Here is a 25,907-nt window from a genome sequence, read left to right as displayed (position 1 = left end):
TTTTATCGTTAGAGCAACATTCCGATTGCCATTCAAGTTCATTCCAATTACAGCCAAGGGGGAAAACCATATGAGACGCAAAGAATTTACAGTGGATGAAGAGAAAGAAATTACTGCATTTCTGGATCAGTGCTCCTTCGGATTTCTGGGAACCGTCAGTCCGGATGGGCAACCACGGGTAACACCACTCAATTTCGTATATATGGATGGATGCTTTTACTTCCATGGCAGTCTTGCCGGGGAGAAAATGAAACAGATCAAGCATGATTCCTCGGTCAGCTTTACGGTGGCTGAAGAGTTCTCCCTGATTCCCTCCTATTTCAGTGATCCCGAACTGGCTTGTCCCGCAACCTCCTTTTTCAAAAGCGTCATGGCATCCGGGCAGGCAGAACCTGTTCAGGATCTGGAAATCAAGGGCAAGGTGCTGCAGCGGTTTATGGAGAAACTTCAGCCGCAGGGTGGACATGTCCCCATTGATGCTGCCGATTCCCGGTATACAGGTAGATTAAAGGCTGTTGCTGTGGTTCGCATCTTACCAGAGTACATCACTGCCAAGTTCAAATTCGGTCAGAATCTCTCCACCGAGCGGTTCGAACATATCAGTGGGCAGCTGGAACAGCGCAATGAGGGAAGAGATGCCGAAACAGCCGAGATGATGCGGAAATATTGTCCTTTTCATCAGCAATAAAATGGTATTCTTCTTATCACACCATAGGGCAGAACGTGCCTAAATCCCACCTTCCGACCTCCTGCAACAACGCGGTGAAGTGATATAACTGTCATATTGCGTAATTTCCGTGACGGGGGGATGTCAAGGTGATATAATGTTAGGCAGTTGAATCTCAAAGACTTGGAAGGATGAAAAGAATGAATCCACTGGCTGAACAGTTGAACGAAAGTATTCAGGCAGGCAGCAGTCACGTCTACTCCATGCTGTCGCAGCTCGGCAAAGAGATCTATTTCCCAAAAGAAGGTATCCTGAGTCAGTCTGCTGAAGCAGCAAGCCTGGCCAAGACCTATAATGCTACGATTGGTATTGCTCTGGAGGGCGGTGTGCCGATGCATCTTCCGGTTATTCAGGAGAAGCTGTCTGCATTCCAACCGAAGGACCTCTATCCTTACGCTCCGCCTGCGGGTAAGCCTGAGCTGCGGACGGTATGGAGAGACAAGATGCTGAAGGAGACCCCTTCACTTGAAGGCAAAACGTTTGGCAACCCCATTGTAACTAATGCATTAACTCATGGACTCAGTATTGTGGCCGACCTCTTCGTTGAAGAAGGGGACGCTGTTATATATCCGGATAAAAACTGGGAAAATTACGAGCTGACTTTCGGAATTCGTCGTCATGGCCAGCTGGTTCATTATCCTCTGTTCGATGACCAACTGAACTTTAATAGTCAAGGACTGCTTGAAGCACTGCTTGCACAGAAGGGCAAAGGCAAAGCCATCGTGCTGCTCAACTTCCCGAACAATCCGACAGGCTACACACCTGGAGGCCAAGAAGCCGATGCCATCGTGGACACGATTCGTCAGGCTGCGGAAGCAGGCGTAGACGTGGTTGCCGTGACAGATGATGCCTACTTTGGGCTGTTCTTCGAGGATTCCATTCACGAATCGTTGTTTGGCAAATTGGCCAACATTCATCCACGCGTACTCACTGTCAAAGTGGATGGTGCAACGAAGGAAGAGTTCGTATGGGGCTTCCGCGTTGGTTTCATCACTTATGGGCATGAAAATGCTGCAGTTCTGCATGCACTGGAGCAAAAAACACTTGGCATTATCCGGGCAACCATCTCGAGTGGTCCGCATCCATCACAGACGTTTGTTCTGGATGCACTGAAAGCACCGGAATTCGAAGCACAGAAACAGGAGAAGTTTGAGATCATGAAAGGCCGTGCGAACAATGTGAAAGCCATTCTCGATAGCGGCAAATACGGAGATGTCTGGGATTACTATCCGTTCAACTCCGGTTACTTCATGTGTCTGAAGCTAAAAGACGTTGATGCAGAGACACTTCGTTCCCACTTGCTGCACAAGTACGGTGTAGGTACCATTGCACTGGGTGAAGCTGATCTGCGCATTGCCTTCTCCTGTATTGAAGAGTCCGGACTGGAAGATCTGTTTGATACCATCTACCGTGGCATCACCGATCTGAAGACGAACTGATTCCAATCAGGCTTTGCTCTTGTATAAAATGAATAACTCAGGACGTTCCCAGGCTTCTGGGCATGTCCTGCAATATAAACAGCCCTCTATGGGTGGTGGTGCACATTTCACCTCCCATAGAGGGCTGTTTGGCATGTTTTCTTTTCAGCGGCAGAAGCTGTGCTTCCCTCAAATATATATATTTCTAAATGATCCCGGGCAGTGGCCCAATCAGCAGATACCCAAGGCACATAATATACGGTGTACGCAAGGGCGTGCCAAACACCACTCGAAAGGGGAATGACCATGTCTGGAGTTGAAGATACAAGAGGCGGTTATGGATGCGGCGGTTTCGGAGGATTTACGAATACAGGTGCGATTCTCGTCCTGTTCATCTTGCTCGTAATCATCACTAAATCGTTCCTCTGTTAGTTCCACCCTTCTCTATGTGGGAGAGCCAGATAGGCTAACCGCAACCAAAAAAGACGGTTATTTGGGGACTCAGCCCCAACATAACCGTCTTTTTCGTTATTGACTATATTCGTAACACTCTCGCTGCTGGAGTTCATCTTCCCCAGTCCACGTTTGTATCCATAAGGTCAGGTCACTCGTCTTCTTCTTCCTTCAACCATTTGTTGCCTTGTGAACGCCGCATGAGGTAGATCACCAGTGCACCGAGTACCAGTGCAATTCCTGTAACGCTCAAGCCACTCATTCCCGCTGCCCACATGGGAAGCCACATCAATAGAGCAGCAATGGCATGCAGATTGAAGATGAACCCCAGCACCTGAGAACGGCGGCTCTCTGCAGAGATGGGATAGATCATGATCCAGAAGGATTCACCATGACTGCGGCGTAATGCGCCAAGTTGAACACCAACCAGCAGAAGGAAGAACAGATATACACCCACGCCAAAGTAACTTCCCGCGGTCCACCAGCTAAGCAGCATGCCCAATACAATCAATCGCAAAACAATGGTGAACACTTCGGTTCGAATGAATGTTTTGGTTATGAGATAGCGATAGGCTTTTCCTGCGTTCCAGGGTAGTCCGCTTCCCCATTTACTGAGCCAGCGGCGAGCACTTACTTTCTGGCCGGATGATGGCACATCCACGAACCAGCCTAATGTCCGCATGACCCGGCCGGCCTGGCCCTGCTCCACCTGAATCAGACGTTCCCATGCAATCCGGTGCTTCACCGGGAAGCGCAGTGCGACCACATAGAGGGCCGCCAGCAACAACAGGAACCAGACACTACGCAGTGGAGGCTGCCACAACCATGCGGCAATCGCCAGTATAGTCAGTGCCCAGCGCAGCAAACGATAACCTCTGGCCGCCCCGGTCTGAACCATCCGCAGCTCCTGCCAGGCGCCGTAGCTCGCCAGTCCTTTCCATAGGAGCAAAAGCACAATAAACCAGCCAAATGGCCGTGCATCCTGATCTGCCCGCACATAGAGAGGCCACAGCGTAACAAATACGAGCAGCATGCCCAGACTTTTGTAGATGATTCCCCGGGCAAAACTGTTCTTCAGGTACTCCTGCATCCGGTACTCCTGGGGTCTCAGAAATACGATATCGGCAGGATGCAGATATGTACGATAACTGCTGAACAGGACTAGCGGTGCCAGCAGCAGTAATGCAATCCAGCGAATTGGAAATCCTGCAGGAATGTTTTGTACAAATGAGGTGTACCAGGCAGAGAATGCAATGACGAGAAATAGAAAGACCATGGCCACACCACTCTGTATGACATAGCCCAGATAAGGAAGAATTCCGTTCCAGAATCCCGTGCGTCTTTGCTTCCATAACAGCTTGAGATCCATGCTTAATCCCTGCCCTGCACAAGAGAATAGAACATGTGCTCCAGCGCCGCATCCGAATCTCCGAACTGGGTACGCAGTTCATTCAATGTTCCATGAGCGATAACCTGACCCCGATGCAATACAATAAAGCGATCGCAGTAGTTTTCAATCGTGGACAGAATGTGCGAACTCAACAAAATGGATGAACCGGATGCCTTCATTTCCAACATGAAATCCAGCAAAGAACGAATTCCGAGCGGGTCCAGCCCGAGGAACGGTTCATCAATAATGTAGAGCGGCGGTCCTGCAACAAAAGCGCACATGATCATCACCTTCTGCCGCATGCCTTTGGACAGATGGGTCGACAGGCTTGTGCTTTTCTCCCTCATGCGGAACAGGTCCAGCAATTTCTCCGTACGGTGTTTAAAATCCGCCTCGGATACACCATATGCTCTGGCAGTGAACTCCAGATGCTCCATGACGGTCATCTCGTCATACAATTCGGGTGACTCCGGTACAAATGCCATCGCCGATTGATAGATCTGCGCGTCTTCGTCCCGCTTCTTGCCCATGACCCGAACCTCCCCTTGCTGGGGAGTCATCAAGCCTAAAATATGTTTCATTGTGGTACTTTTCCCGGCACCGTTTAATCCGATCAGTCCGACCATCTCTCCGCGTCCAACTTCGAGATCGATACCGTGGAGAACCGGCCGTTTGGCACTATATCCTCCGCTTAACCCGCTGATTTTAAGTACGGGCGTTTGTCCGTTATCCATCAATCCCTGCACCTCTTTCGTCAGGTTTTATTCTTCGGAACGCGGTGTGTTTCCCTTGCTCCATTTGGGTGCACCCTTATTTTTACGATCCTGATCCCGCTCTGTTCTTCCAGCATTCCGGGCAGGCTTGCTGTCTGCTGTACGCTGATTCGAAACAGCAGCTCTTGCTCCGCCATTACGGCCTGCCTGACCTGGTTTGCGGTCTCGGGACGATCCCGGTTTTCTTGAGAAAGAATGACCTTCAGGCCGGGTGTCCGGACGTGGATCAGCTTCAAGCACTTTGCCGCCGAACAAAACGCGTTCCGTCAATTCAATGCCAAGTTCACGCGCGAATTTGCGCATGATGAAGATTTGCGTTTCATCCACGATGGACAGCACAATTCCGCTGCGTCCCATTCGTCCTGTGCGTCCCGCACGGTGAACATAGTACTCCGAGTCAAAAGCGGGGTCATAATTGATAACCATTGGCAAACCTTCAATATCCAATCCTCTTGCCGCGACTTCACTGGCAATCAGCAATTTGATTTTGCCATTGCGAAACGCAGAAAGTACGTTGCTCCGCGTTACCTTGTCCGCATCACCGTACAATGCAGCCGCAGACAGGCCCAGATGGTTCATTTTGGCCTCTACCTCACCGATGTCTTCCGTAGCGTTCACAAACACGATGGCACGATCAGGGTTATACTGTCTGACCAGACGGCGCAGCATATCGATTTTGTTGCGGGTCTCTTCCACAAAATAATAGTGTTCCAGTCCTGCGGCCGTTGCCCGGTCCGGTTCAATTCCGATCTGAACAGGTTCCTTCATCTCACGCTTGGCAAGTCCGGAGGTATGCTCATCAATGGTTGCTGACAGGAAGATCAGCTGACGGTCCCGAAGCGCGCTGCGCAGCACAAAATCTACATCACTCACACCACCAAGCTGAAATACCTGGTCAGCTTCATCAATGACAATCGTGGAAACGTTGTGCATTTTCAGTTTTTTCAGCGTAATCAGTTCTTTCAGTCGTCCAGGCGTGCCCACAACCAGTTCAGGATGCTCACGCAATTTCTCAATCTGGCGTTTGACAGCTGCGCCTCCAATGAGGCCAAGTACGCCGATGCTGCGTCCTTCTCCATAGCGCTGTGCTTCGCGCACGATCTGCATGGCCAGTTCTTGGGTAGGCGCTATAATTAGCTTTTGTGTACCTTTGACATCACTTTTGATGGATTGCAGCAATGGCAGAAGATAAGCAAGCGTTTTGCCTGTACCCGTCTGGGATTTCGCAACCACATCGCGGCCTTCCAAAATAATGGGTATGGTCTGAGCCTGTACCGGAGAAGGTTCGTTAATCCCGTGCGAAGCGAGCAGAGCCTCCAGATCCTGTGCCACACCAATTGAAGCAAATGTTTGATTCGTCATGTATGTCCATCCTTTAAATTTATTCTTACGATGCTATTTCCTGCTTGTACTTCTGGAGCATAAGCCTGTCATCACATTATCTTTCATTATATGCGAAAAAAGGCTGTGGACCAAATCTTATTCGGTAATCCTGTGCTTGCGCGCAAAAAAAGAAAAGCCCCTCGGCGGAGCTTTTCTCTTATTCCCTATATGATGCTCAGGTTGCTGCATTTCTACTTCTGGTTCATGACTCCATGCGACAGCCGGTCAGCGAGCCGCGGAAACAGCTGATACAGCCATATGCCAGCCGAAGCGAGTCGTGGCAGATTCACTTCTTCCTTGCGTCTCTTCATCGCCCGGATCATATGCCCTGCAACGTCTTCCGGTTTCAGCATCATCCAGCGCACATTGTTAACGTAGTTTCCGGAAGGATCGGCACGATGAAAAAACGGCGTATCAATGGGACCCGGGTTAATAGTAGTAACTGTCACTCCGGTCTTGCGCAGCTCCTGACGCAAGGCATTGCTGAATCCAAGTACGGCATGCTTGGTTGCTGTATAGGAAGCCGATTTTGCAGTCCCGATTTTGCCCGCCATGGAGGCCACATTCACGATCTGTCCCTTGCCACGCTCCAGCATATGCGGCAGCACTGCCTTGGTACAGCGCACAATTCCCATATAATTGACGTCCATCATATCTTCGAATTCCTGCACCGTCATCTCCGACATAGCGGCAAATGTGCCGTAACCTGCATTGTTCAGCAAAATATCAATTCGCCCATACTTCTCCAGCATCATGTTAAACGCTGCCTGTACCTGCTCATCATCGGTTACATCCAGCGTAAGCAGCTCATGCGGTCCTTTTAATGAAGCACCAATCTGTTCAAGCTTGTCCCGAGATCGGGCAGCAAGAATGGGAATAGCTCCTTCTTCAATCAACATCTGTGCACAGAGCGCACCAATTCCGCTCGACGCACCTGTGATGAATACAACCTGATCTTTCAGCATACCCGAAGTTCCTCCCGTATTGAACACACTCGCCTGTTCAGGCTATGGTTCTATTCTACGAGATCATTACCTGAATATCCATCTCACCAATTCCGTCCATCAGCAGAGGAATGCTCAATGCCTTCGTTGCATTAAATTCAGTCAAATGTTCGGACTTCAACACTTGCGGAGGCGTGATGTCCACCACGACACCCTGGTTGGACAGGATCGTGCTCGCATTGCCGCTAATCATGTTGCCCAGTTCCGAGATGGCGCTTTTACTCATTTCATCCATTTCGGTAATTACAAAACCGCCCATCATGGCGGAGACAATTCGCAGTGCAACTTGTTCCTGAATTCCGAAAACAATGTTTCCGCTCAGCTGGCCGGTCATTCCGATCACGATCCAAACATGGTCTGCTATGTACTCTACGTTCTTCACGCCAAGACTCCCGGTGGAAGGCGAAACCTGGATGAGTTGTTCGAATACGTTGCGTGCGGATTCCAGGAAAGGATTAATCACTTCCGCTTTCACTGTCTAATGTCCCCCTTACACTGGGTTATTGGTCACATACCAAAAGTCCCATATTCAATAATTTTATTATACTTTATCACGTACAAGAATTCACCATGAATTCGGTAAGACATGTGTACTATAATTTATCGTCATGCGCGGGGCAATAGTTTATAGCTGTTTTTGACGAAATAACAGTGCTCTGCACTCCTTTTGTAGGAAGACTTTTGATTCAATTAAGAGAGCATTGAGATTTAGGACTTTTTTACTGAGTTTTAACAAATGTAATTTTTATAAAAATCTTGATATTAAGTTTAATTGACGCTCATGTATTCTCCTTAAACTCCACGTGTGCCCTTCATTGCCCTGCCGTCTCGAATCACCTATAATTTAAAATAACAAACCCAAAAAAAGTTACGGGATTCCATTCCTTACAGGAACACTCCATGACACGACATCTTACCCGCAAGGAGGCCATACATGAATATCAGCCAACTGGAGACGCTGATTACGATCTCTAAAACGATGAGTTTCCGCAAAGCGGGAGAACTTCTGAACCTAACCCAGCCTGCCGTTTCCGCCCAGATTAAAAGTCTGGAGGATGAATTCAACACCGTTCTTGTAGATCGCAACCAACCTGTTACTTTAACCGATCGCGGACAAGTGTTTTTGGAGCATGCCGAGCGCATGCTAGATATCGTAGACGAATTGAAACAGAAGCTGTCCGATCTCGATGAAACGCCTCAAGGCCATATCGTACTGGGCACGACAACCTCCATTGCGATTCAGATTCTCCCCCGGGTGCTATCCTACTTCCAGGATCAGTTCCCATTGATCAAAACCAGCATTCAGTCCCTGCCTTCCTCACAGATCTACACGCAGGTCGAAAATGGGCTGATTGACGTTGGTATCGGGTATCTCACCGAGCGCAATCCCAATCTGAACACCTCTGTTCTGTATTACGACACGTTTGAACTTGTTGTGTCTCCTGCTCATCCCCTTGCGAAGCAGAAGCATGCCGCGGTGGATGTGCTGCGCAGTACCCCTCTGATTATGCTGTCGCCCGATACGGTCGGCAGACGGTTTACGGAAGGCATTTTCAAAAAACATGGCATTGAGCCCAATATTGTGATGGAATTGTCGAGCAGTGAGGAAGTCAAACGGATGGTCGAGATCAACCTCGGAGCGGCCGTGATATCCAAGCAATCCGTCGCACATGAACTGCGTCAGGGCACTCTTCGGATGATTCCGCTAAGTGAACTTGAGGTTAGTCATCCGGTAGGCGTCATTTACAAATCCAGTCGTTATCTTAATTCGGCCATGCATCAATTCCTGAGTGACCTGAAAGGCATGCCGGAAACTCAATTTATCAGTTCGGAATGACAAACAAGGCAGGAGAAAGGAAGGATCTTTCATGAAATTCGATCTTCATACGCATCATTTCCGCTGTGGTCATGCGGATGGCAACATTCGGGAATACATCGAAGCTGGCATTCAGGCTGGTCTTCAGGCTATTGGAATCTCCGATCACACACCCTATTTCGCCAGTAAGGAAGAGCAAGCATTCCCCCGCATTGCGATGGCCAAGTCCGAATTGCGCCATTATGTGGAAGAGGTGCTTGCACTGAAAGAGGAATACGCAGGGAAAATTGACGTGCTGCTTGGCATCGAATCCGATTATTTCCCTCTCCATGCCGAGTTGTATCGCAGTACGCTGGCACAGCATCCTTTTGACTATATTATTGGTTCGGTTCACCACACGGAGGATGTCAGCATTTTCAATAAAACCCGGTGGAAGGGACTCAGCGAAGCACGGAAAATCGAAGTGAAGGAACGCTACTATTCATTGATTTCACAGTCTGCCCGGAGTGGCATGTTCCAGATTCTTGGACATATTGATGCCATGAAAGGTAATTATCCTGCATTCTCCGAGATTGTTGCCGATCATGCCATTGATGAAACCCTGCAGGTTATTGCGGAGGCGGGCGTAGCTATTGAGATCAACACCTCCGGCAAAACGAAGCTAAGCGGCGGCTGGTACCCCTCTGATGCCATTTTGGAGAGAGCCAATCATTATGGAGTGAAGGTGACCTTCGGATCCGATGCGCACAAGCCTTCTCGCGTAGCGGACGAGTTGGAAGACGTTCAGACTCGCCTGAAAGAGATCGGCTTTACGGAATGGGTTTATTTTAAACAGAAACAGATGCAGATTGTTCCCCTGTAACGACAACAGAATAACAAGCTTGAAACCCTCTGTATACGGGATCATCCCTATCGTAGGGTTTTTCTTTATGGTCAAAAAAAATGAACCCGCTCGCGGGCGGGTCCCAACAGCATATCTATTTATCAAAAAGGGGGTCATGAGATAAGTTTACCCGCTGTCTGTTAGAGTTCAATTGCAGCTATATTTCAATTGTGTAACAAATGATTGAAGTTCGATTCAACTGGTTTTGCTATTTTATTCTATGTTATTTTTGCTTGTTGGATACCTAGGTTTGCAGGGTTTTATGCTCTTGTAATCGTACATGCTCTTCCCGATATAAAGCATAGACTTTGACGTCGAGTAGAGTGTCTTGTGTTTGGCCATCCTCCTGACTCCATCCAAATGAAGGAAGAGTACGTTCGTAAGACATCCCGCTTTTGCGAAGCACCCGTTCGGATGATAGATTGGCTTCATAGCAGCGCGCTTCCACTTTTTGAAGATTCAGCTCCGTAAAACCAAAGTGCAGCAGTCGCTGTACCGCTTCGGTCGCTACGCCCATGCCCCAGCAGGATCTGTTCAGAATATAGCCAATCTGGGCCGTGCCACTCTGCTCATTCCAATGCTGAAAAGACGTGATGCCGATGATCGGCTCCCTGCCTTTCCAGCAGATGCCGTAATGCAGCGAATCCAGCTTCGAACTGCTGCTCCGGATCTGATTCAGGAGTCGCCGGGCACGAATTGGCGTTGGCTGGCCTCCCCTATTCACATATTGAATGACTTGCGGATCGGAAAACAGTTCCGATAATGTGCTGAAATCACTCTGACGCAAAGATCGAAGCAGCAGTCGGTCTGTCCATAACAGAGGAAGTCCTTGGCCCAGCATTTTTCGGGTCAGCATGGCAATCGCTCCTTTTGTCTATCGGGTTCTGGTCCGGTAAGACAAGCAAGCTCTGGGATGATCCGGCTCATGTGAAATTGATGGATAACACTCCGGTATTGGTATTTAAACGTTAGTATGTCGATTCATTGTCATTATTTATTCCTCGGTCGGGCTCTGTTCCTGCAGTCCGCGATAGATCCCCGTACGTATCTCCCGGATGTAAAAATCCAATGAAGGTACTTTGGCTTGCTGTGCAGCCAGCACTTCACGCTCGATATCATAGGGAACCCGGACAAATTGAAGGTTGAAGGCCTTGTTTCGATCACGGCCACTCTCTCCCTCAAGGATGCAGTAAGAAGCTTGGGTCATATCGAGAGGATTACCTACACTTCCGGCATTAAACAACATTTTCCCGTTAAAATGCTGCAAGTAAGCATTATGCACATCTCCATATCCCACGATATCTGCTTCACCAAGAGCCGGATGATCTGCCGGAGCATCAAACATGGCTATTCTCTTCTCCATCTCGTCCCATGGCTGCACCCGGTGATAGACACTCTGCGGCGAGGCGTGCACCAAACGAATGGTGCGCCCACTAAGTTCAAATTGATGGCTGAAGGGAAGGCTCTTTAAGTATGCGAGCCGTTCTGCTCCCAATCGTGCCGCCTGCCAAGTAAAATTCTCATTATCCTGATTCACCGCAACCAGCTCATCCCAATTGCCACGGATCACGTATTCACACGTCTCTCTCACCTGATCCACCACCTGCACCGGATCCGGACCTTTGCCCACGAGGTCGCCCAGACAAAAGATACGCTCAATCCCGCGACTCCGGATATCTCTGAGTACAGCTTCCCAAGCTGTCATGTTGCCATGAATATCGGATACAATCGCAATTCGTTCCATCTGGCCAACCTCCTCGTTCGCTATGTTCGTGTTCCCTTTAATTCAAAAACGGTCAATTCCGGTCTGCACAGAAAACGAATCGGCAGCTGGGTCATGCCAAAACCGCGATTCACATAGACAGGCATACGTGCCTTGCCTGCATAATATAACCCTTGAATATACTTGCGTGAACCTCGCGGCGTCGTGACTGCTCCAATCCAAGGGAAACGAACCTGCCCGCCATGGCTATGACCGGATAACTGTAGTCCAAATCCAAACTGTTCCGCCATATCGGCATAATCCGGCTCGTGCATCAGCAGTAGTTTCCATGTATCGGTGTCCAAACCTTCGATTGCTTCCAAGGGATTCGGCTGGCTTGTAAGAGCATCATCCAGACCGGTCACCGCGATTTGCTCGTTTCCTTGGTTAATGACAGCATGACTGTTGCGAAGTAGCGTGAAGCCGGCTTCCTTGAACATGGCCTCCACTTGCTTCTGCTGTCTGCCCCGGTAATCATGATTCCCCAATACGGCGAATTTGCCATACTTGGCCTTCATGGATGCCAGCACGGGTATACACTCCCGCATCGGTTCGGCTTCCCGTTCCACCATATCTCCGGTAAAACAGATCAGATCCGGTGTTTGCTCCTGTATGGTCTCGGCCAGCTTCTCCATTTCCTTCAAACCGGTATGAAAGCCGAGGTGTGCATCGCTAAACTGTACAACACGCAGCCCATCGAATGCCTGCGGGAATCCGGGCAGTTCCAAGGGTACTTGCTTCACTTCCAGACGGCGCGGCTCCCAGAGCCATGCATATCCCCCTGTGAACAGGGCTGCACCTGCCGTCATCACAATCATCCGTAACAGGAAACTGCGCCGGGAGGGATCGTGATCCTTCTCCTCACCGGGAAAAATGGACCCTTGCTCGGGTCCAGCGTCTGAGCGCCGGGACGGTGGCCATGAGCTGCCCTTCCGCGGTGTCTCTGCCATGTCTTCCCCTCCTTCTCCGCTCTACATGCATCTCTATAGTATACCATATTCTGCATGACGAGCCCGGTTCCTTCGCAGCCTAAGAAAAAGAAGCCGTGATCTTCGGCAGCATGCTGCTGAAGGTCACGACTTCTTCTAATTTTGCAGATTCCACATCTGCAAGAGATATCCTCGATACTATACGCCCAACCAGCGTTTGAACATATGCTTGGTTGTTTGTTTGTTCATTTCCGCGATGGAAGTTGTCAGCGGAATGCCTTTAGGACAAGAGCGCACACAGTTCTGCGAGTTACCGCAGCCCTCGATTCCTCCATCTTCCATCAGGGCTTCCAAACGATCCTCAGCGTTCATCTCCCCTGTTGGGTGAGCATTGAACAGGCGGACTTGGGAAATTGCTGCCGGGCCGATAAAGTCTGTTTTTTCATTCACGTTAGGACAAGCTTCCAGACACACACCACATGTCATGCACTTGGAGAGCTCGTAAGCCCATTGACGTTTCTTCTCCGGCATCCGTGGACCTGGACCGAGGTCATAGGTACCATCAATCGGAATCCAGGCTTTAACCCGTTTCAGGGCATTAAACATCCGGTTACGGTCGATGACCAGGTCACGAACAACCGGGAATGTTTTCATCGGTTCGATTCGAACCGGCTGTTCCAGCTTATCGATCAGGGCAGCACAAGCTTGACGTGGCTTACCGTTGATCACCATGGAGCATGCTCCACAGACTTCTTCGAGACAGTTCGATTCCCAGCAGACAGGGGCAATGGACTTGCCGTCTTTGTTGACCGGGTTCCGCTGAATCTCCATCAGGGCACTAATAACGTTCATGCCGGGACGGTACGGAAGTTCAAATTCTTCGTTGTACGAAGACGACTCCGGACTGTCCTGACGGGTGATGATAAACTTGACGGTTTTGTTCGCTGTAGCTTGTTCCGCCATATCGTTGTCCCCTCCTTTGGTGACGATGATTGATTGCTGATGCGTAAAGAGATGTTGTATGCACGGTGACGCTCCGTCAGCGGAATGTCCTTCCGACCGCTGTTGCTCCTCCATTTTAGTGAATGAATTATTTATCGGATAAAATGGAGTTTCAAAGGCGGACGCTACGCTTCTTCAGGTCATTTCCGCTTCCTCTGCTACGTCGTGCTGCTGAGTCTCTTTACTGAAAATAGCAATAATTCATTCTGGGTTGCTTTAGTCAACCTATAAAGCTTAGCGAGTGCTTCGCTTCTTCAGTATCTTTCGGGCTATCCTTATAGACATTTAACTTTAAACTTATAAATTGAAATCTATCCCACTTAACTTAATCCTTCGAATAGTCCCGGATCCGTGGCGGGATCAGAGATACGTCAACAGGCTCGTACGAGATTTGCGGGCCTTCCTTCGACCAGCTGGCGATGGTCGTTTTCAGGAACTCCTCATCGTTACGCTCCGTAAATTCCGGTTTGTAGTGTGCCCCGCGGCTTTCGTTACGCAGCAGTGCGCCGAGTGTCATCGCTTCAGCAAGTTCAAGCATGTTCCACAGCTGACGTGTGAAGGCTGCACCCGGGTTATTCCAGCCGGATGTATCGTACATGTTGATTTTGCCGTAACGCTCTTTCAATTCCTTGATTTTGCCGATGGTGGCTTCAAGTTTATCGTTATAGCGTACAACCGTCATGTTCGCTGTCATCCACTCGCCAAGCTCTTTGTGAATGACATAGGCATTTTCACTGCCTTGCATTTTCATGATGCTTTCGTATTTATCGCTTTGGCGTTTGGTGTAGCCATCAAATACGGAAGAATTAATATCTGCGGACGATTTTTTGAGTCCCTTGATGTATTCCACCGCTTTTGGACCAGCCACCATACCGCCATAAATGGCCGATACCAGTGAGTTCGCACCCAGACGGTTTGCACCGTGGTATTGATATTCACATTCACCAGCGGCGAACAGGCCGGGAATGTTGGTCATTTGATTGTAATCCACCCACATGCCGCCCATGGAATAGTGAACAGCCGGGAAGATTTTCATCGGGATTTTACGTGGGTCATCACCCATGAACTTCTCATAAATTTCAATGATACCGCCGAGCTTAACATCCAGCTCCTTCGGATCCTTGTGAGACAGGTCGAGGTAAACCATGTTCTCACCGTTAACCCCAAGTCCCATATCCACACAAACGCTGAAGATTTCACGCGTTGCGATATCACGAGGAACGAGGTTACCGTAGGAAGGATACTTCTCTTCAAGGAAGTACCATGGCTTACCGTCTTTGTAAGTCCAGATCCGGCCGCCTTCACCACGTGCCGATTCGGACATCAGACGAAGCTTGTCATCTCCTGGAATGGCTGTCGGGTGAATCTGAATGAATTCCCCGTTGGCGTAGTTAACGCCTTGCTGGTACACCGCACTTGCAGCTGTACCTGTATTGATAACGGAGTTTGTTGTTTTACCGAAAATGATACCAGGGCCGCCGCTGGCGAGAATAACTGCTTCAGCAGGGAACGTCTGCACCTTCATCGTTTTCAGGTCCTGTGCCACGATTCCGCGGCAGATACCTTCATCATCTACAACTGCCTGCAGGAACTCCCAGTTCTCATATTTCGTAACGAGACCCGCTGCTTCCCAGCGACGAACCTGCTCATCCAATGCATAGAGCAATTGTTGTCCTGTCGTTGCTCCGGCAAATGCCGTACGGTGATGCTTTGTGCCCCCGAAACGGCGGAAATCAAGCAAACCTTCCGGTGTTCGGTTGAACATAACGCCCATCCGGTCCATCAGGTGGATAATACCAGGTGCTGCTTCACACATGGCTTTAACTGGTGGCTGGTTCGCAAGGAAGTCGCCGCCATACACGGTATCGTCAAAGTGAACCCATGGGGAGTCACCCTCCCCCTTGGTGTTTACCGCTCCGTTAATACCGCCCTGGGCGCATACGGAGTGGGATCTTTTGACGGGAACCAATGAAAATAAATGAACATGGACTCCGGCCTCAGCCGATTTGATCGCCGCCATCAAGCCCGCGAGACCTCCGCCCACAATAATTACATTAGATGATGCCATTGCTGTTCACTCCCTTATAAGTCAGCATTTATCACAAATGCTTAAATCAGAACTGTCTTAATCGTATCAAGCATCGTTGTTGCCGTCTGGAAATCAATGCTCCGGAAAGCAAACAACGAAGCGATGAACATAATAGCCACAATACCGAACAGACTCATGCACACATAAGAAGATACACGCTGCGCACGCGGTCCAACGGTAATCCCCCAGCTAACCAGGAACGACCATAAGCCGTTAGCAAAGTGGTAGGAGGCTGCAACCACACTGATCAGATATAAAATAAACGTTACCGGGTTCATCACGACGTCATGAATGACACCGCCAAGTTCTTCGTGCGTTACATTACCCAATGCAACCTGCACGCGAGTCTCCCAAACGTGCCAAATTACGAAAACAAACGTAATGACACCACTGATCCGCTGCAATGTGTAGCGCCAGTTGCGTTCATTGCCGTAACGTCCCACATTAGGCTTGGCCTGGTAGGCAATGTACAGACCGTATACACCGTGATAGAACAACGGCAACCAGATGAGAAGCGTTTCCAAAACAATAACGAGAGGCAGACTGTTCAGGAATGCAACAGCACCGTCAAAAGCTTCTTTGCCGCCTTCAACTGCCGAGAAGTTCGTCACCAGGTGCTCAAGAAAAAACAAACTGAGCGGGATGACGCCAAGCAAGGAGTGCAGCTTTCTGGAGTAAAACCCTTTCATAAAATGTCGTTCCCCTTTCGCTAAATACAACGTTTTCATAAAATAATTCACTTATCATGACACAAACCTTTCCCATGGAAAGGTTCGACAAATTGTTCCGTTTTCATCAGGTGTGAACAACTTGTGTCACAATTCATGTTACTCCTTTTTTTCTTATAATGGAATTGCAATATAATTATTAAATGTTATAACCTATAGGTATAAGAGCTGAAACATCGGACAGGCAGGCATATCGCATTGAAAACGATTTATCAAGGACAACAATCACACCCCATGGAAAAGAGGTTAGTGTTTATGTTCGAGGATTTAAATGCATTTGCGGCAGTCGTGGAGCAATCGAGTCTGAATCGTGCATCCAAATTGCTGAATCTGTCTCAGCCTGCCCTCTCGCGCAAAATTGCGAAACTGGAGGATGAACTGGGGGTATCGCTTTTTCACCGCCGAGGCAAACGTCTTGAATTGACCAGTGTCGGCCAACTTGCCTACACGTTCGCTGTGGAACAAAAGCAGCAGCAGCAGAAGTTTCTGACCATGCTTGCCCAGTATAAGGACGAGGAACAAAGCACCATTACGCTTGGAGCGTCCCTGACTACACTTCAGACCACGCTCCCCCCATTGGTCAATGCTTTCATGGAGAAACACCCCAATGCCGAGATCAAGCTCGTGACTGGGAAAACACATGAGATCGTTTCCTTCGTCCGGGACAAAAAGGCGGACGTCGGCATTGTTGCCTCTTCCATTAATGAAGCCGGGCTGAACTGTGTCCCTCTCTTCGATGATCACCTGGAGCTGGTTGTGCCGCTTACGCACCCTTTGTCCGGCAAAGAGGCCGGGATGGAGCACTTGCAGGATCTGCCCATGATCACCTTTTCCAAAGGCACCTGGTATCGTAAGCTGACAGACGATCTGTTTCAGCGCTGTGCCGTCATGCCGGATATTCGCATGGAGATTGATTCGTTTGAAGCCATCGTCCGCCTCCTGCCCACCTGCAAGGCTGCTGCGCTGCTGCCCAAGTCCTATCTCCGACCCCAGCTGCTTGCAGACAATGACCTGGTCTCCGTGTATCTGCCCCAGCTGCAGCAGACCCGCCGGACCACCTGCATGATCTACGGGGACAAGGAAGATCTCAGCGAAACGTCCAGACAGTGGGTCAAAGAAACTGCAGCGCTCTTTACAGCAAAGGCGCCGCTGCCCTCCAGAAGGACTACGACGCCTTAATAAATACAAATGAACTTTATCTTCGCCTACCCTTGGCTGAACGCCAGGATTGGATTAGCCCTCCTGGCTGATTACCTCTTGTTCGAACCGGTCGATATCATCATTCATTCCGATAATGACCATGATGTCGCCCATCTGAAGCGAGTCCAGTGCAGTCGGAGCGATAATGACTCCGGTCTCCTTCTGCAGCGCCACAATACTGCAGCCGAAGCGTACACGGGCGTTCAGACTGGACAGCGTTGTATTATGCAGACATGCCGGTACTTTCATTTCCACAATGCTGTAATCATTGGAAAGTTCAATGTAGTCCAGCAGATTCGGGGTGACGAGCTGATGGGCCACCCGAATGCCCATGTCCCGTTCCGGATAAACGACGCGATCAATGCCCAGCTTATCCAGAGCTCGCCCATGCAAGACGGATATTGCCTTGGCAACGACCGTTTTCACGCCCAGTTCCTTCAACAGGATTGCGGTAAGAATGCTGGTCTGAATATCGTCACCGATGGCCACAATGCCGCAGTCGAAATTACGGATTCCCAGTGAGCGCAGCACTTCCTCATCCGTAGCATCCGCCACAACCGCGTGAGTGACCAGTTCGCTCATGTCTTCGACGACCTCTTCATTTTTATCAATACCAAGCACCTCGTAGCCAAGTTCCATTAATTCCTGTGCCAGACTCGAGCCGAAGCGCCCCAACCCAATTACCGCAAACTGCTGTCTTTTCATTGTTCTTCACGAACCCCTATCCAATAATCATTTTTCCTTCAGGATACTTATACAGTTCTTTACCCTTTTTCTGTCCAAGTGCATACGCTAGCGTAATTGGTCCAAGCCGCCCCGCAAACATCATGAAACAGATCATGAGCTTTCCGAATGTGGTCAGCTTCAACGTCAATCCCATCGACAATCCAACGGTAGAAAAGGCCGATGTCGTTTCAAATAAAATCATGAGAAAACCGCTATCTTCCGTCATGGTGAGCAGCATGGTGACTGCAATGATCAACAGCAGCGCAAGAAGCGTAACCGTTAATGCCTTGAAGATACGTTCCTGTTCCAGCCGATATCTGAAAAAAACAATATCTTCTCTGCCGCGCATCATCGCGATGACAGCTCCAACCATGATGATAAACGTTGTCGTTTTGATCCCGCCTCCGGTGGAACCTGGAGAAGCCCCGATAAACATTAAAATAATGATGAAAAACTGCGTTGCCTGTCTGAGACCGGCAATATCCAGGGTGTTAGCTCCTGCCGTTCGCGGGGTTACCGACTGAAAGAACGAACCGAGAATCTTACCTCCCCAGTTCAAGCTGCCCAATGTCTGTGGATTGCTGTATTCAAACACAAAAATGACCAGCGCACCGAATCCAATCAGCAAGCCTGTGGTTAGCAGCACTACCTTGGAATGAAGCGAAAGTTTGCGCGTTTTACGATAATCCACCAGATCGGATAAAACCACAAAGCCAATGCCTCCAGCCACAATCAAAAACATGGCCGTAAAATTCACAAGCGGATCATAGACATACCCGGTCAAACTCCGGAAATCACCAAACATATCAAATCCTGCGTTATTAAACATGGAGATGGCATGCCAGTATCCATAATATATGGCCTGTCCGACTGGCATATCGAATGACCAGCGGATAGCAAAAAGCGTGCCGCATACGGCTTCCAAAATGAGAGAGTAGGCCACGACCTTTCGGATTAGCCGCACAATACCTTCCATCGTGTTCTGGTTCATCGCTTCCTGCAAAATCAATCGTTCCCGCAGGGAGATCCGCCGCTTGAACGCAATGGCCACCAGCGTGGACATGGTCATGAAGCCAAGACCACCAATCTGAATCAGAATAGCAATGATCACCTGACCCAGTACGGAAAAGTGAGTCCCTGTATCCACAACAACCAAACCGGTAACACAGACCGCCGATGTAGCGGTAAATAATGCATCAATAAAGGGAAGACTGTCCCCGCTGCGGCTGGAAACCGGAAGCATGAGAAGCAATGTTCCGAGCAGGATGATTCCCGCAAATCCCAGTACAAGAATACGTGGGGGCGATAGCCGCACCCATTGATTATTCAGTTTCACTTGTGTATCATCCACCTCTGCCAAAAAGAAAATGACCCCACGATGTGGAGCCTTTCTCCGAATCACTTATCCTTGGCACAAGGGCCAACGCACTAAATCTTGGATAAGTCTCCGATCGGAGCATATAAACATGTATGATTGTAGTCATAACCACATATGCATTAAGGTTGGAATCCTCTTATTCGTTCCCTTGCAAGGCTAAAGACATGCAAATATTGCACATTTGTTTCAAAATTATAAGCGCTGCGGCTTTTGCAGACAAAACGATTTTTGTGTAAATAGGATCGAATTCCGGCAAAAAGGGAAAAACTCAGATATATCAATGAACGGATCAGATTCATTCGATCATTTTCATTCATTTTCAGGGATTTGCACGCCTTTTCGTTTCATCATTGGCATTCAGGGTTCGGCCTGTGCTATCTTTACTTTAATATCCAAATTAATAAAGGAGGAACACCATTACATGAACCCCTTAGGGCAGCCTTTGGTACTCAAAGCTAACTTCAAGCGTTTAGGGTTGCTGGCGGCGATTGGCCTGATTTTGTTTTTTGTCTTTCAGATCTTCCCTGCTACTTCATCACAAACCACGGATATTCAGTCTACACCTTTTATAAGCAAGGAACAGGCAACCCAATCCGCAAGATCATTTGCAGCCTCCTTGGCCGACTACACCCTTCCTTCGGATAACGGTAAGACACTGGTCACCTATCAGACCCATTCCGATATCTATGGATACATGGCCAAAACCAAACAGCTCGATTCGTATAATCAAAAATGGGAAGCAACCTATCCCTACGATGTGTTTCGCGTTCGTTTACCTGATGAGGACAACAGCGGTTATTTGAATGTGGACGTACATATGAGAACTGGTAAAGTTGTTGGTTTCAAACGGGAACTCCCTTCTTCCCTGTATGCATCTGCTGAGGTTGAGCAGGACAAGAGCAAACGCAATGCCACGATTCAGCTCGCCGAGGGCAATATCCCATTGGATGAAAAGGAACAGCTAGCCTCCGGAATTCTTGCTGAATTCGGCTATGACGCCCCAAACCTTCAGCTGGATACCCGAGAAGGTGAAGGTGGATTAACCTACACGGATGCCGATAAGCAGATCGGCGATTCCAAGCTGGAGCTGAATTTCACCTTTGAAAACGGAACGGTCCGCTCCTTCGAATCTGTCTTCTCCGTTCCAGACGAGCATATCAATTATGTACAGGATCAAACTCGCCAAGCCAACTGGATGACTTATGGAGGATATGCATTTCTGACATTCGTGCTTGGTGTGCTGGCGATTATCTACAGTATTCTCACCCGGGCCCATACTTCATTTAAACGTGGGATTATTCTGTCACTAGTGTACTTCGCTGCATCCGTAATTGGTACGCTAAACATGATTCCACTGTTTCAGGCACAGGGCCTGTCCAGCTTCATGCTGGCCTTCCTGATGCTCATGCAGACCGGGATTACGTTGGTCATGAGTGCCACGATCTACCTCTCACTCGTTGCAGGTGACGGCATGTGGCGCAAAATCGGACTGAATCCTTGGCCGCGCGCGAAAGAGCCCGGATACGGCAAATATGTCCTTCACAGCATGTATGCAGGGTACCTGTGGGCGTTCATCTTGCTAGGCGTTCAATCCATCCTGTTCTTCATTCTGGAACGAAGCATAGGAAGTTGGTCTACCACCTCGGCAGACCAGTCGACTTACAACATGTCATACGCATGGATCTTTCCCATCATGGCCTGGATGGCCGGCATTGGTGAGGAAACGGTGTATCGGCTGTTCGGGATCCGCATGATGCAAAAAATCGTACGCAATACCTTCATTGCCTGTCTGATTCCAACACTGATCTGGGCACTTGGACATACACTTTATCCAATCTATCCGGTCATCACACGTCCCATAGAGCTCATGGTCATCGGTTTGCTGTTCAGTCTGGTTATGCTGCGCCACGGCTTTATCGCCGTTGTGTTCAGCCATGTCATCTTCGACAGCCTGCTGATGGGACTCAGCCTGATCTTTATGGGTGACGCGCTGAATATCTCCGCAGGGATCTTCTGGATTGTGCTTCCAGCCATCGTTGGGTATGTGATTTACAAATGGAATCCGCAAAAAAAAGAGAAGTCGTATGTTACGACTCCTCATCCCGAAGTGCTGCAATAATTTGATTAGCTAGTTTATCACCGATAGATAGAGGCCGGAAGTCTTCGACGCTGGCCTCTTTTATTTTGCGTAAAGAACCAAAATGCTTCAGCAGCAGTTTTCGACGCTTCTCGCCAATGCCAGGAATGGAATCCAGACGTGAAGTGACCATGGACTTACCGCGCTGTTCCCGGTGAAACGAAATGGCAAAGCGGTGAACCTCTTCCTGAATACGTTGAAGCAGATAAAACTCCTGGCTGTCCCGCGGCAGTGAAATGACTTCCGGCGGATTGCCAATCATGAGCTGAGAAGTTTTGTGTTTGGCGTCTTTCACCAGACCACACACGGGGATAAACAATCCCAGTTCATTCTCCAATATATCCACAGCGGCCGAAATCTGCCCTTTCCCGCCATCCACAACGATCAGGTCAGGCTGAGTCAGGTTTTCCTTCAATACCCGCTCGTAGCGTCTGCGGATGACTTCCCGCATCGTTTCGTAATCATCCGGTCCTTCTACTGAACGAACCTTATATTTACGATATTCTTTCTTGTCCGGCTTGCCATCGGTAAATACAATCATCGCCGATACCGGGTTGGTTCCCTGAATGTTGGAGTTATCAAATGCCTCGATCCGGCGCAGTTGATCCAGACCGATCCAGCGACCAAGACCCTCAGATGCTTTGGACGTACGTTCTTCGTTACGCTCAATCAGACGGAATTTCTCTTCCAAGGCCACACGTGCGTTATCCACAGCCATGGTGATCATTTGGCGTTTCAACCCGCGCTGCGGGATGTGGACCTTGATCTCCAGCCACTCCTGCAGAGCCGCTGCAGCCTGGAACGGGTCTTCCAATCCAGGACGGTTCGTATCCTCAGTAGCATTCTCCTGTGGATCGGACACATCCTGAGCCATTGCCGTTTCTGCTTTAGCCTCTTCAGGAGCATCGTTTTCCCCATAAGCTGCACGGGATTCCGCAACTTGTGGTTCAGTAGACACATCATTCAATGCTGATGACAATGGATCCGATTCCAATGCCACAGCCGCCGGCACATCCGTAGCGGGAACTTCAGCATTGTCCGACTGTTCTCCAGCGACCAGTTCTTTCGGAATTTCAGGCAGCAAGATCTCCTGCGGCAGCGCCGGATTATCGCTATAATACTGTGTCACGTAGGACATAAAGTCACTGTACGCTTCGCCATAAAACGGAAACGTCGAGACATGGCGCTCGATCATTTTCCCCTGACGCATATATAGAATCTGGACGCACATCCAGCCCTTATCAATGGCGAATCCAAACACATCACGGTCTCTGGCATCCGCCATCGTAATTTTCTGTTTCTCCATCATGGCATCAATGGCTATGACCTGGTCCCGCAGTTCCTTGGCACGTTCGAAATACAGATCCTCTGCGGCTTCCTGCATTTTGCGCTGGAGATCCTTCTTGATTTCTTCGTGACCTCCGCTCAGGAATGAACCGATTTCTTGGGAAATCTGGTCATATTGCTCCTTGCCTACTTCCTTCACACAGGGAGCGAGACACTGTCCCATGTGGTAATACAGGCAAACTTCCTTCGGCATCACGCCGCATTTACGCAGCGGATACATGCGATCGAGCAGCTTTTTCGTTTGGTGTGCCGCGTACGAGTTCGGATAGGGTCCGAAGTACTTGGCTTTATCTTTCAGCACACGCCGGGTCACTTCGAGCCGGGGATGCTTTTCATTCGTAATTTTAAGATAAGGAAAGGTTTTGTCGTCCTTGAGCAAGACGTTATAACGCGGCATGTGTTTTTTGATCAGGTTACACTCCAGGATGAGTGCTTCCATATTGCTGCCCGTCACAATGTATTCAAAATCGCGGATTTCGGATACCAGACGCTGCGTCTTCCCGTTATGACTACCAATAAAATAAGAGCGTACACGGTTTTTCAGCACTTTGGCCTTACCTACATAGATAATGGTACCTTCACTGTTTTTCATCAAATAACAGCCAGGCATATCGGGCAGCAACGCAAGCTTATGCCGTATCTGCTCCAGGGCCTGCTCCTGTTCTTGCAGAACATTTATGAATTCATCCATAATTCGGTGGGTCCTCCCTTCCGAAAAAAGTAATAATCAACGGTTACACTAGACCATTCCGATTACAGTACCGTTCTCCGATCGCCGTTATCCCCAGATTTCTTTGATTCCATTAGCATGGGGAAATCCGGTGATAAATGCGAGCGCTTCGCTTCTTCGAATCGGTTCTGTACTCTACATTATAAGTGAAAATAATGATTACTTTTATATTGTCCTATAAAAAGATATTCGACGCAAAACGCCCCCGGCGCATAAACCGGAGGCGTATCTGTTAGCCTAGTGAATTATTGGTGTTTCTCAATGATTCCTTTGAGTGCTTCTTTCGAGTTCAATCCAACCACTTTATCAACCGGTTGGCCGTCTTTGAAGAAGATCAATGTCGGAATGCTCATTACGCCGAAGCGGGAAGCGGATTCCGGATTTTCGTCAACGTTGACTTTGGCAATTTTCACTGCATCGCCAACTTCGGTGGACAGCTCTTCCAGGATTGGAGCGAGCATTTTGCAAGGACCGCACCAAGGCGCCCAGAAATCAACAAGAACCGTTCCTTCTCCTTCGACTTCAGTGTTAAAGGATTGATCGGATACGTTAACAATAGCCATGAAATTGTCCTCCTTATATATACTTACGGTTTATTTTAACCTGTAACGTCGTGAACGACACTTCCAGTATAACACAGGATATCTAAACTTGTGAAATGAACGTGTAATGTTCATCTCTCCACCATCAAATCTTCACAATTGGTCATCTTGACACGATTGCTGCTAAATCTTTACAAACGCTTTCTTTTCCAAGTATACTAAAATTACTCCGGGCTTCAGCTCCCTGGAAGGGCAAGCTGTTGATCCACATAAGGAGGCAATACCATGGACGCAAATGTGCGGATCAGCGACCCGCGTGAACATGTCAACGAGGAGCCCCGTAACGATCTATTCGATCTGATTGCGGGTGTTGCCGGCATGGGTGGCCTGATGACAGTCATCTTCTTCGGCATGGTCATCTTCAAATTCCTGACCGAATAGGATGTCAGGCCCGCGCAGGACCAAAAAAGCCCGGTTTCCGCGACCACCGCGAAAACCAGGCTTTTTTGTGGACTACTTACCATGTAAATATACGGATTATCGCTTACCTCGCTGATTCTCTCCACGAACAGAAACGACGTCGACAAACGGACGAATGCGGTCCATCAGACGCTGCCCCTTGTTCATCTCCTCGCCATCTCTGCTCGTAAAGCTGAGATGCTTCTCCAGCCCATCCAGATTGTAGTTGGACGTGTAGAACGTCGGTTTCCGATTCATGCGGTAGTTCAAAATGGAACCCATCACATGATCCCGAACCCAAGGATTCAGATTCTCTGCGCCAATATCATCGAAAATGAGCAGGTCACAGCTTTTGAGTATATCTGTCGTTTCCTTCAGCTTCTGCCCATCCGTGATCATGGATTTCAGATCCTCCACAAAGTCAGGCATGTAGATAATGACCCCTGTGTATCCCGCGACGGCTAATTCGTGTAATAGATAGCACATCAGAAACGTCTTGCCTGTTCCAAATGATCCCTCGAGAAACAGTCCTTGCGGAGATAGCCCATTCTCCTTCGTGTCACTAATATAACGCAGAACCTGGTTTACCGCCGGAGCCCGCATCCGGTCCTTGCCCATAATTTCCACATCGTTATACCCTGCACTAAGCGCACGCTCGTCCACATAGAAGCTGCGGATTCTCTTCTTGATCACATGCTCATTTTGCCTGGCAATATGTTTGGAACACGGAGCTTTTTTATCTATAATTTCGGGTTTACCGTTAAAATGCTCTACTTCCAGTTTGCAAAAGTGACCCTGGAAATCGTTAGGACAGTTATCCAGCCCCGGACAATTCGCACAGTTTTTCGAATCTCGGGCATACTGATACAGCTTGCTCAGATCGGTCATGAGCTGTGCATCTTTCAGTTCCGGGTGACCTGCTCGGAATTCGCGTACGTACGGATCATCCATTAACTCCGCCGCAATTCGCCGCGACTGCTCACGAAAGGAAGGATTAAGCTGCTGAAGCAGTCCTCCCAAGGATTCCATGG

Annotated in this window: 24 protein-coding genes; 8 read left to right on the top strand and 16 right to left on the bottom strand. The window is 49.0% G+C overall.

The window, feature by feature from the left end:
- Positions 1-70: 70 nt before the first annotated feature.
- The 3 genes from MH144_RS22280 to MH144_RS22270 all read left to right on the top strand — a co-directional run bounded on the left by MH144_RS22280 (position 71) and on the right by MH144_RS22270 (position 2,577).
- Complete coding sequence (locus MH144_RS22280) at positions 71-688, top strand: pyridoxamine 5'-phosphate oxidase family protein (protein ID WP_239304228.1); 618 nt, start codon at positions 71-73, stop codon at positions 686-688.
- 179 nt (positions 689-867) lie between these two features.
- Positions 868-2,166 carry an aminotransferase class I/II-fold pyridoxal phosphate-dependent enzyme gene (locus MH144_RS22275; RefSeq protein WP_239304375.1) on the top strand — a complete coding sequence of 433 codons (1,299 nt, stop codon included), beginning with the start codon at positions 868-870 and terminating at the stop codon, positions 2,164-2,166.
- A gap of 285 nt (positions 2,167-2,451) precedes the next feature.
- Positions 2,452-2,577, top strand: coding sequence for a YjcZ family sporulation protein (locus MH144_RS22270; protein WP_212677025.1), 126 nt, complete (start codon positions 2,452-2,454; stop codon positions 2,575-2,577).
- Between the two features lie 172 nt (positions 2,578-2,749).
- On the opposite strand, the gene MH144_RS22265 is transcribed toward MH144_RS22270, so the two are convergent.
- The 5 genes from MH144_RS22265 to MH144_RS22245 form a co-directional block, all read right to left on the bottom strand.
- Positions 2,750-3,967, bottom strand: a complete 1,218-nt coding sequence (locus MH144_RS22265; RefSeq protein ID WP_239304226.1) for an ABC transporter permease — start codon at positions 3,965-3,967, stop codon at positions 2,750-2,752.
- 2 nt (positions 3,968-3,969) lie between these two features.
- Complete coding sequence (locus MH144_RS22260) at positions 3,970-4,722, bottom strand: ABC transporter ATP-binding protein (RefSeq protein ID WP_183525151.1); 753 nt, start codon at positions 4,720-4,722, stop codon at positions 3,970-3,972.
- A 27-nt stretch (positions 4,723-4,749) separates the two neighbouring features.
- The gene (locus MH144_RS22255) at positions 4,750-6,123 is read right to left on the bottom strand and encodes a DEAD/DEAH box helicase (RefSeq protein WP_239304224.1); all 1,374 of its coding nucleotides are present in this window, start codon (positions 6,121-6,123) and stop codon (positions 4,750-4,752) included.
- Between the two features lie 212 nt (positions 6,124-6,335).
- Positions 6,336-7,109, bottom strand: a complete 774-nt coding sequence (locus MH144_RS22250) for an SDR family NAD(P)-dependent oxidoreductase (RefSeq protein ID WP_239304222.1) — start codon at positions 7,107-7,109, stop codon at positions 6,336-6,338.
- A gap of 55 nt (positions 7,110-7,164) precedes the next feature.
- A complete protein-coding gene (locus MH144_RS22245) occupies positions 7,165-7,623 on the bottom strand; it encodes a chemotaxis protein CheX (protein WP_095292039.1) in 459 nt (152 codons plus the stop codon).
- Between the two features lie 459 nt (positions 7,624-8,082).
- On the opposite strand from MH144_RS22245, the gene MH144_RS22240 reads away from it, so the two are divergent.
- Positions 8,083-8,985, top strand: a complete 903-nt coding sequence (locus MH144_RS22240) for a LysR family transcriptional regulator (RefSeq protein WP_127538953.1) — start codon at positions 8,083-8,085, stop codon at positions 8,983-8,985.
- A gap of 31 nt (positions 8,986-9,016) precedes the next feature.
- Complete coding sequence (locus MH144_RS22235) at positions 9,017-9,826, top strand: histidinol-phosphatase (protein WP_239304220.1); 810 nt, start codon at positions 9,017-9,019, stop codon at positions 9,824-9,826.
- Between the two features lie 265 nt (positions 9,827-10,091).
- On the opposite strand, the gene MH144_RS22230 is transcribed toward MH144_RS22235, so the two are convergent.
- The 6 genes from MH144_RS22230 to MH144_RS22205 form a co-directional block, all read right to left on the bottom strand.
- Positions 10,092-10,703 (bottom strand): GNAT family N-acetyltransferase, encoded by a 612-nt coding sequence (locus tag MH144_RS22230; RefSeq protein ID WP_239304218.1) that lies wholly within the window; start codon positions 10,701-10,703, stop codon positions 10,092-10,094.
- A gap of 138 nt (positions 10,704-10,841) precedes the next feature.
- Positions 10,842-11,591 (bottom strand): metallophosphoesterase family protein, encoded by a 750-nt coding sequence (locus MH144_RS22225; protein ID WP_239304216.1) that lies wholly within the window; start codon positions 11,589-11,591, stop codon positions 10,842-10,844.
- Between the two features lie 20 nt (positions 11,592-11,611).
- The gene (locus MH144_RS22220) at positions 11,612-12,559 is read right to left on the bottom strand and encodes a metallophosphoesterase (RefSeq protein ID WP_239304215.1); all 948 of its coding nucleotides are present in this window, start codon (positions 12,557-12,559) and stop codon (positions 11,612-11,614) included.
- 177 nt (positions 12,560-12,736) lie between these two features.
- Positions 12,737-13,501, bottom strand: a complete 765-nt coding sequence (gene sdhB / locus MH144_RS22215) for a succinate dehydrogenase iron-sulfur subunit (RefSeq protein WP_239304213.1) — start codon at positions 13,499-13,501, stop codon at positions 12,737-12,739.
- A 364-nt stretch (positions 13,502-13,865) separates the two neighbouring features.
- Entirely contained in the window at positions 13,866-15,608 is a 1,743-nt protein-coding gene (gene sdhA / locus MH144_RS22210; RefSeq protein WP_239304211.1) for a succinate dehydrogenase flavoprotein subunit, read from the bottom strand.
- A 41-nt stretch (positions 15,609-15,649) separates the two neighbouring features.
- Positions 15,650-16,318, bottom strand: a complete 669-nt coding sequence (locus tag MH144_RS22205; RefSeq protein ID WP_239304373.1) for a succinate dehydrogenase cytochrome b558 subunit — start codon at positions 16,316-16,318, stop codon at positions 15,650-15,652.
- 294 nt (positions 16,319-16,612) lie between these two features.
- Here MH144_RS22205 and MH144_RS22200 point away from each other — a divergent pair, with 294 nt between their 5' ends.
- Positions 16,613-17,536, top strand: a complete 924-nt coding sequence (locus MH144_RS22200) for a LysR family transcriptional regulator (RefSeq protein WP_239304209.1) — start codon at positions 16,613-16,615, stop codon at positions 17,534-17,536.
- 54 nt (positions 17,537-17,590) lie between these two features.
- Here the strand turns inward: MH144_RS22200 and MH144_RS22195 are convergent, their stop codons facing one another.
- On the bottom strand, positions 17,591-18,262 hold the full coding sequence (locus MH144_RS22195; RefSeq protein WP_095292055.1) for a potassium channel family protein: 672 nt from the start codon (positions 18,260-18,262) through the stop codon (positions 17,591-17,593).
- Between the two features lie 16 nt (positions 18,263-18,278).
- Positions 18,279-19,619 carry a TrkH family potassium uptake protein gene (locus MH144_RS22190; protein ID WP_239304371.1) on the bottom strand — a complete coding sequence of 447 codons (1,341 nt, stop codon included), beginning with the start codon at positions 19,617-19,619 and terminating at the stop codon, positions 18,279-18,281.
- Between the two features lie 463 nt (positions 19,620-20,082).
- Between MH144_RS22190 and MH144_RS22185 the strand changes: the two genes are divergently transcribed.
- Positions 20,083-21,780: a CPBP family intramembrane glutamic endopeptidase gene (locus MH144_RS22185; protein WP_239304207.1), complete on the top strand. Its 1,698-nt coding sequence runs from the start codon at positions 20,083-20,085 to the stop codon at positions 21,778-21,780.
- Here the strand turns inward: MH144_RS22185 and uvrC are convergent.
- Both uvrC and trxA read right to left on the bottom strand, forming a co-directional pair.
- A complete protein-coding gene (gene uvrC, locus MH144_RS22180; protein WP_239304205.1) occupies positions 21,749-23,836 on the bottom strand; it encodes an excinuclease ABC subunit UvrC in 2,088 nt (695 codons plus the stop codon). The genes MH144_RS22185 and uvrC overlap by 32 nt on opposite strands.
- 284 nt (positions 23,837-24,120) lie before the next feature.
- Positions 24,121-24,438: a thioredoxin gene (gene trxA / locus MH144_RS22175; protein WP_183525180.1), complete on the bottom strand. Its 318-nt coding sequence runs from the start codon at positions 24,436-24,438 to the stop codon at positions 24,121-24,123.
- Between the two features lie 264 nt (positions 24,439-24,702).
- Here trxA and MH144_RS22170 point away from each other — a divergent pair, with 264 nt between their 5' ends.
- The gene (locus MH144_RS22170; protein ID WP_095292061.1) at positions 24,703-24,858 is read left to right on the top strand and encodes a YqzM family protein; all 156 of its coding nucleotides are present in this window, start codon (positions 24,703-24,705) and stop codon (positions 24,856-24,858) included.
- Between the two features lie 96 nt (positions 24,859-24,954).
- Here the strand turns inward: MH144_RS22170 and dnaI are convergent, their stop codons facing one another.
- A complete protein-coding gene (gene dnaI / locus MH144_RS22165) occupies positions 24,955-25,905 on the bottom strand; it encodes a primosomal protein DnaI (protein WP_154896395.1) in 951 nt (316 codons plus the stop codon).
- Positions 25,906-25,907: the final 2 nt, after the last annotated feature.

Source organism: Paenibacillus sp. ACRRY, assembly GCF_022346995.1.
Taxonomy (GTDB): Bacteria; Bacillota; Bacilli; order Paenibacillales; family Paenibacillaceae; genus Paenibacillus.
This window is presented reverse-complemented; position numbering and strand designations above follow the sequence as displayed.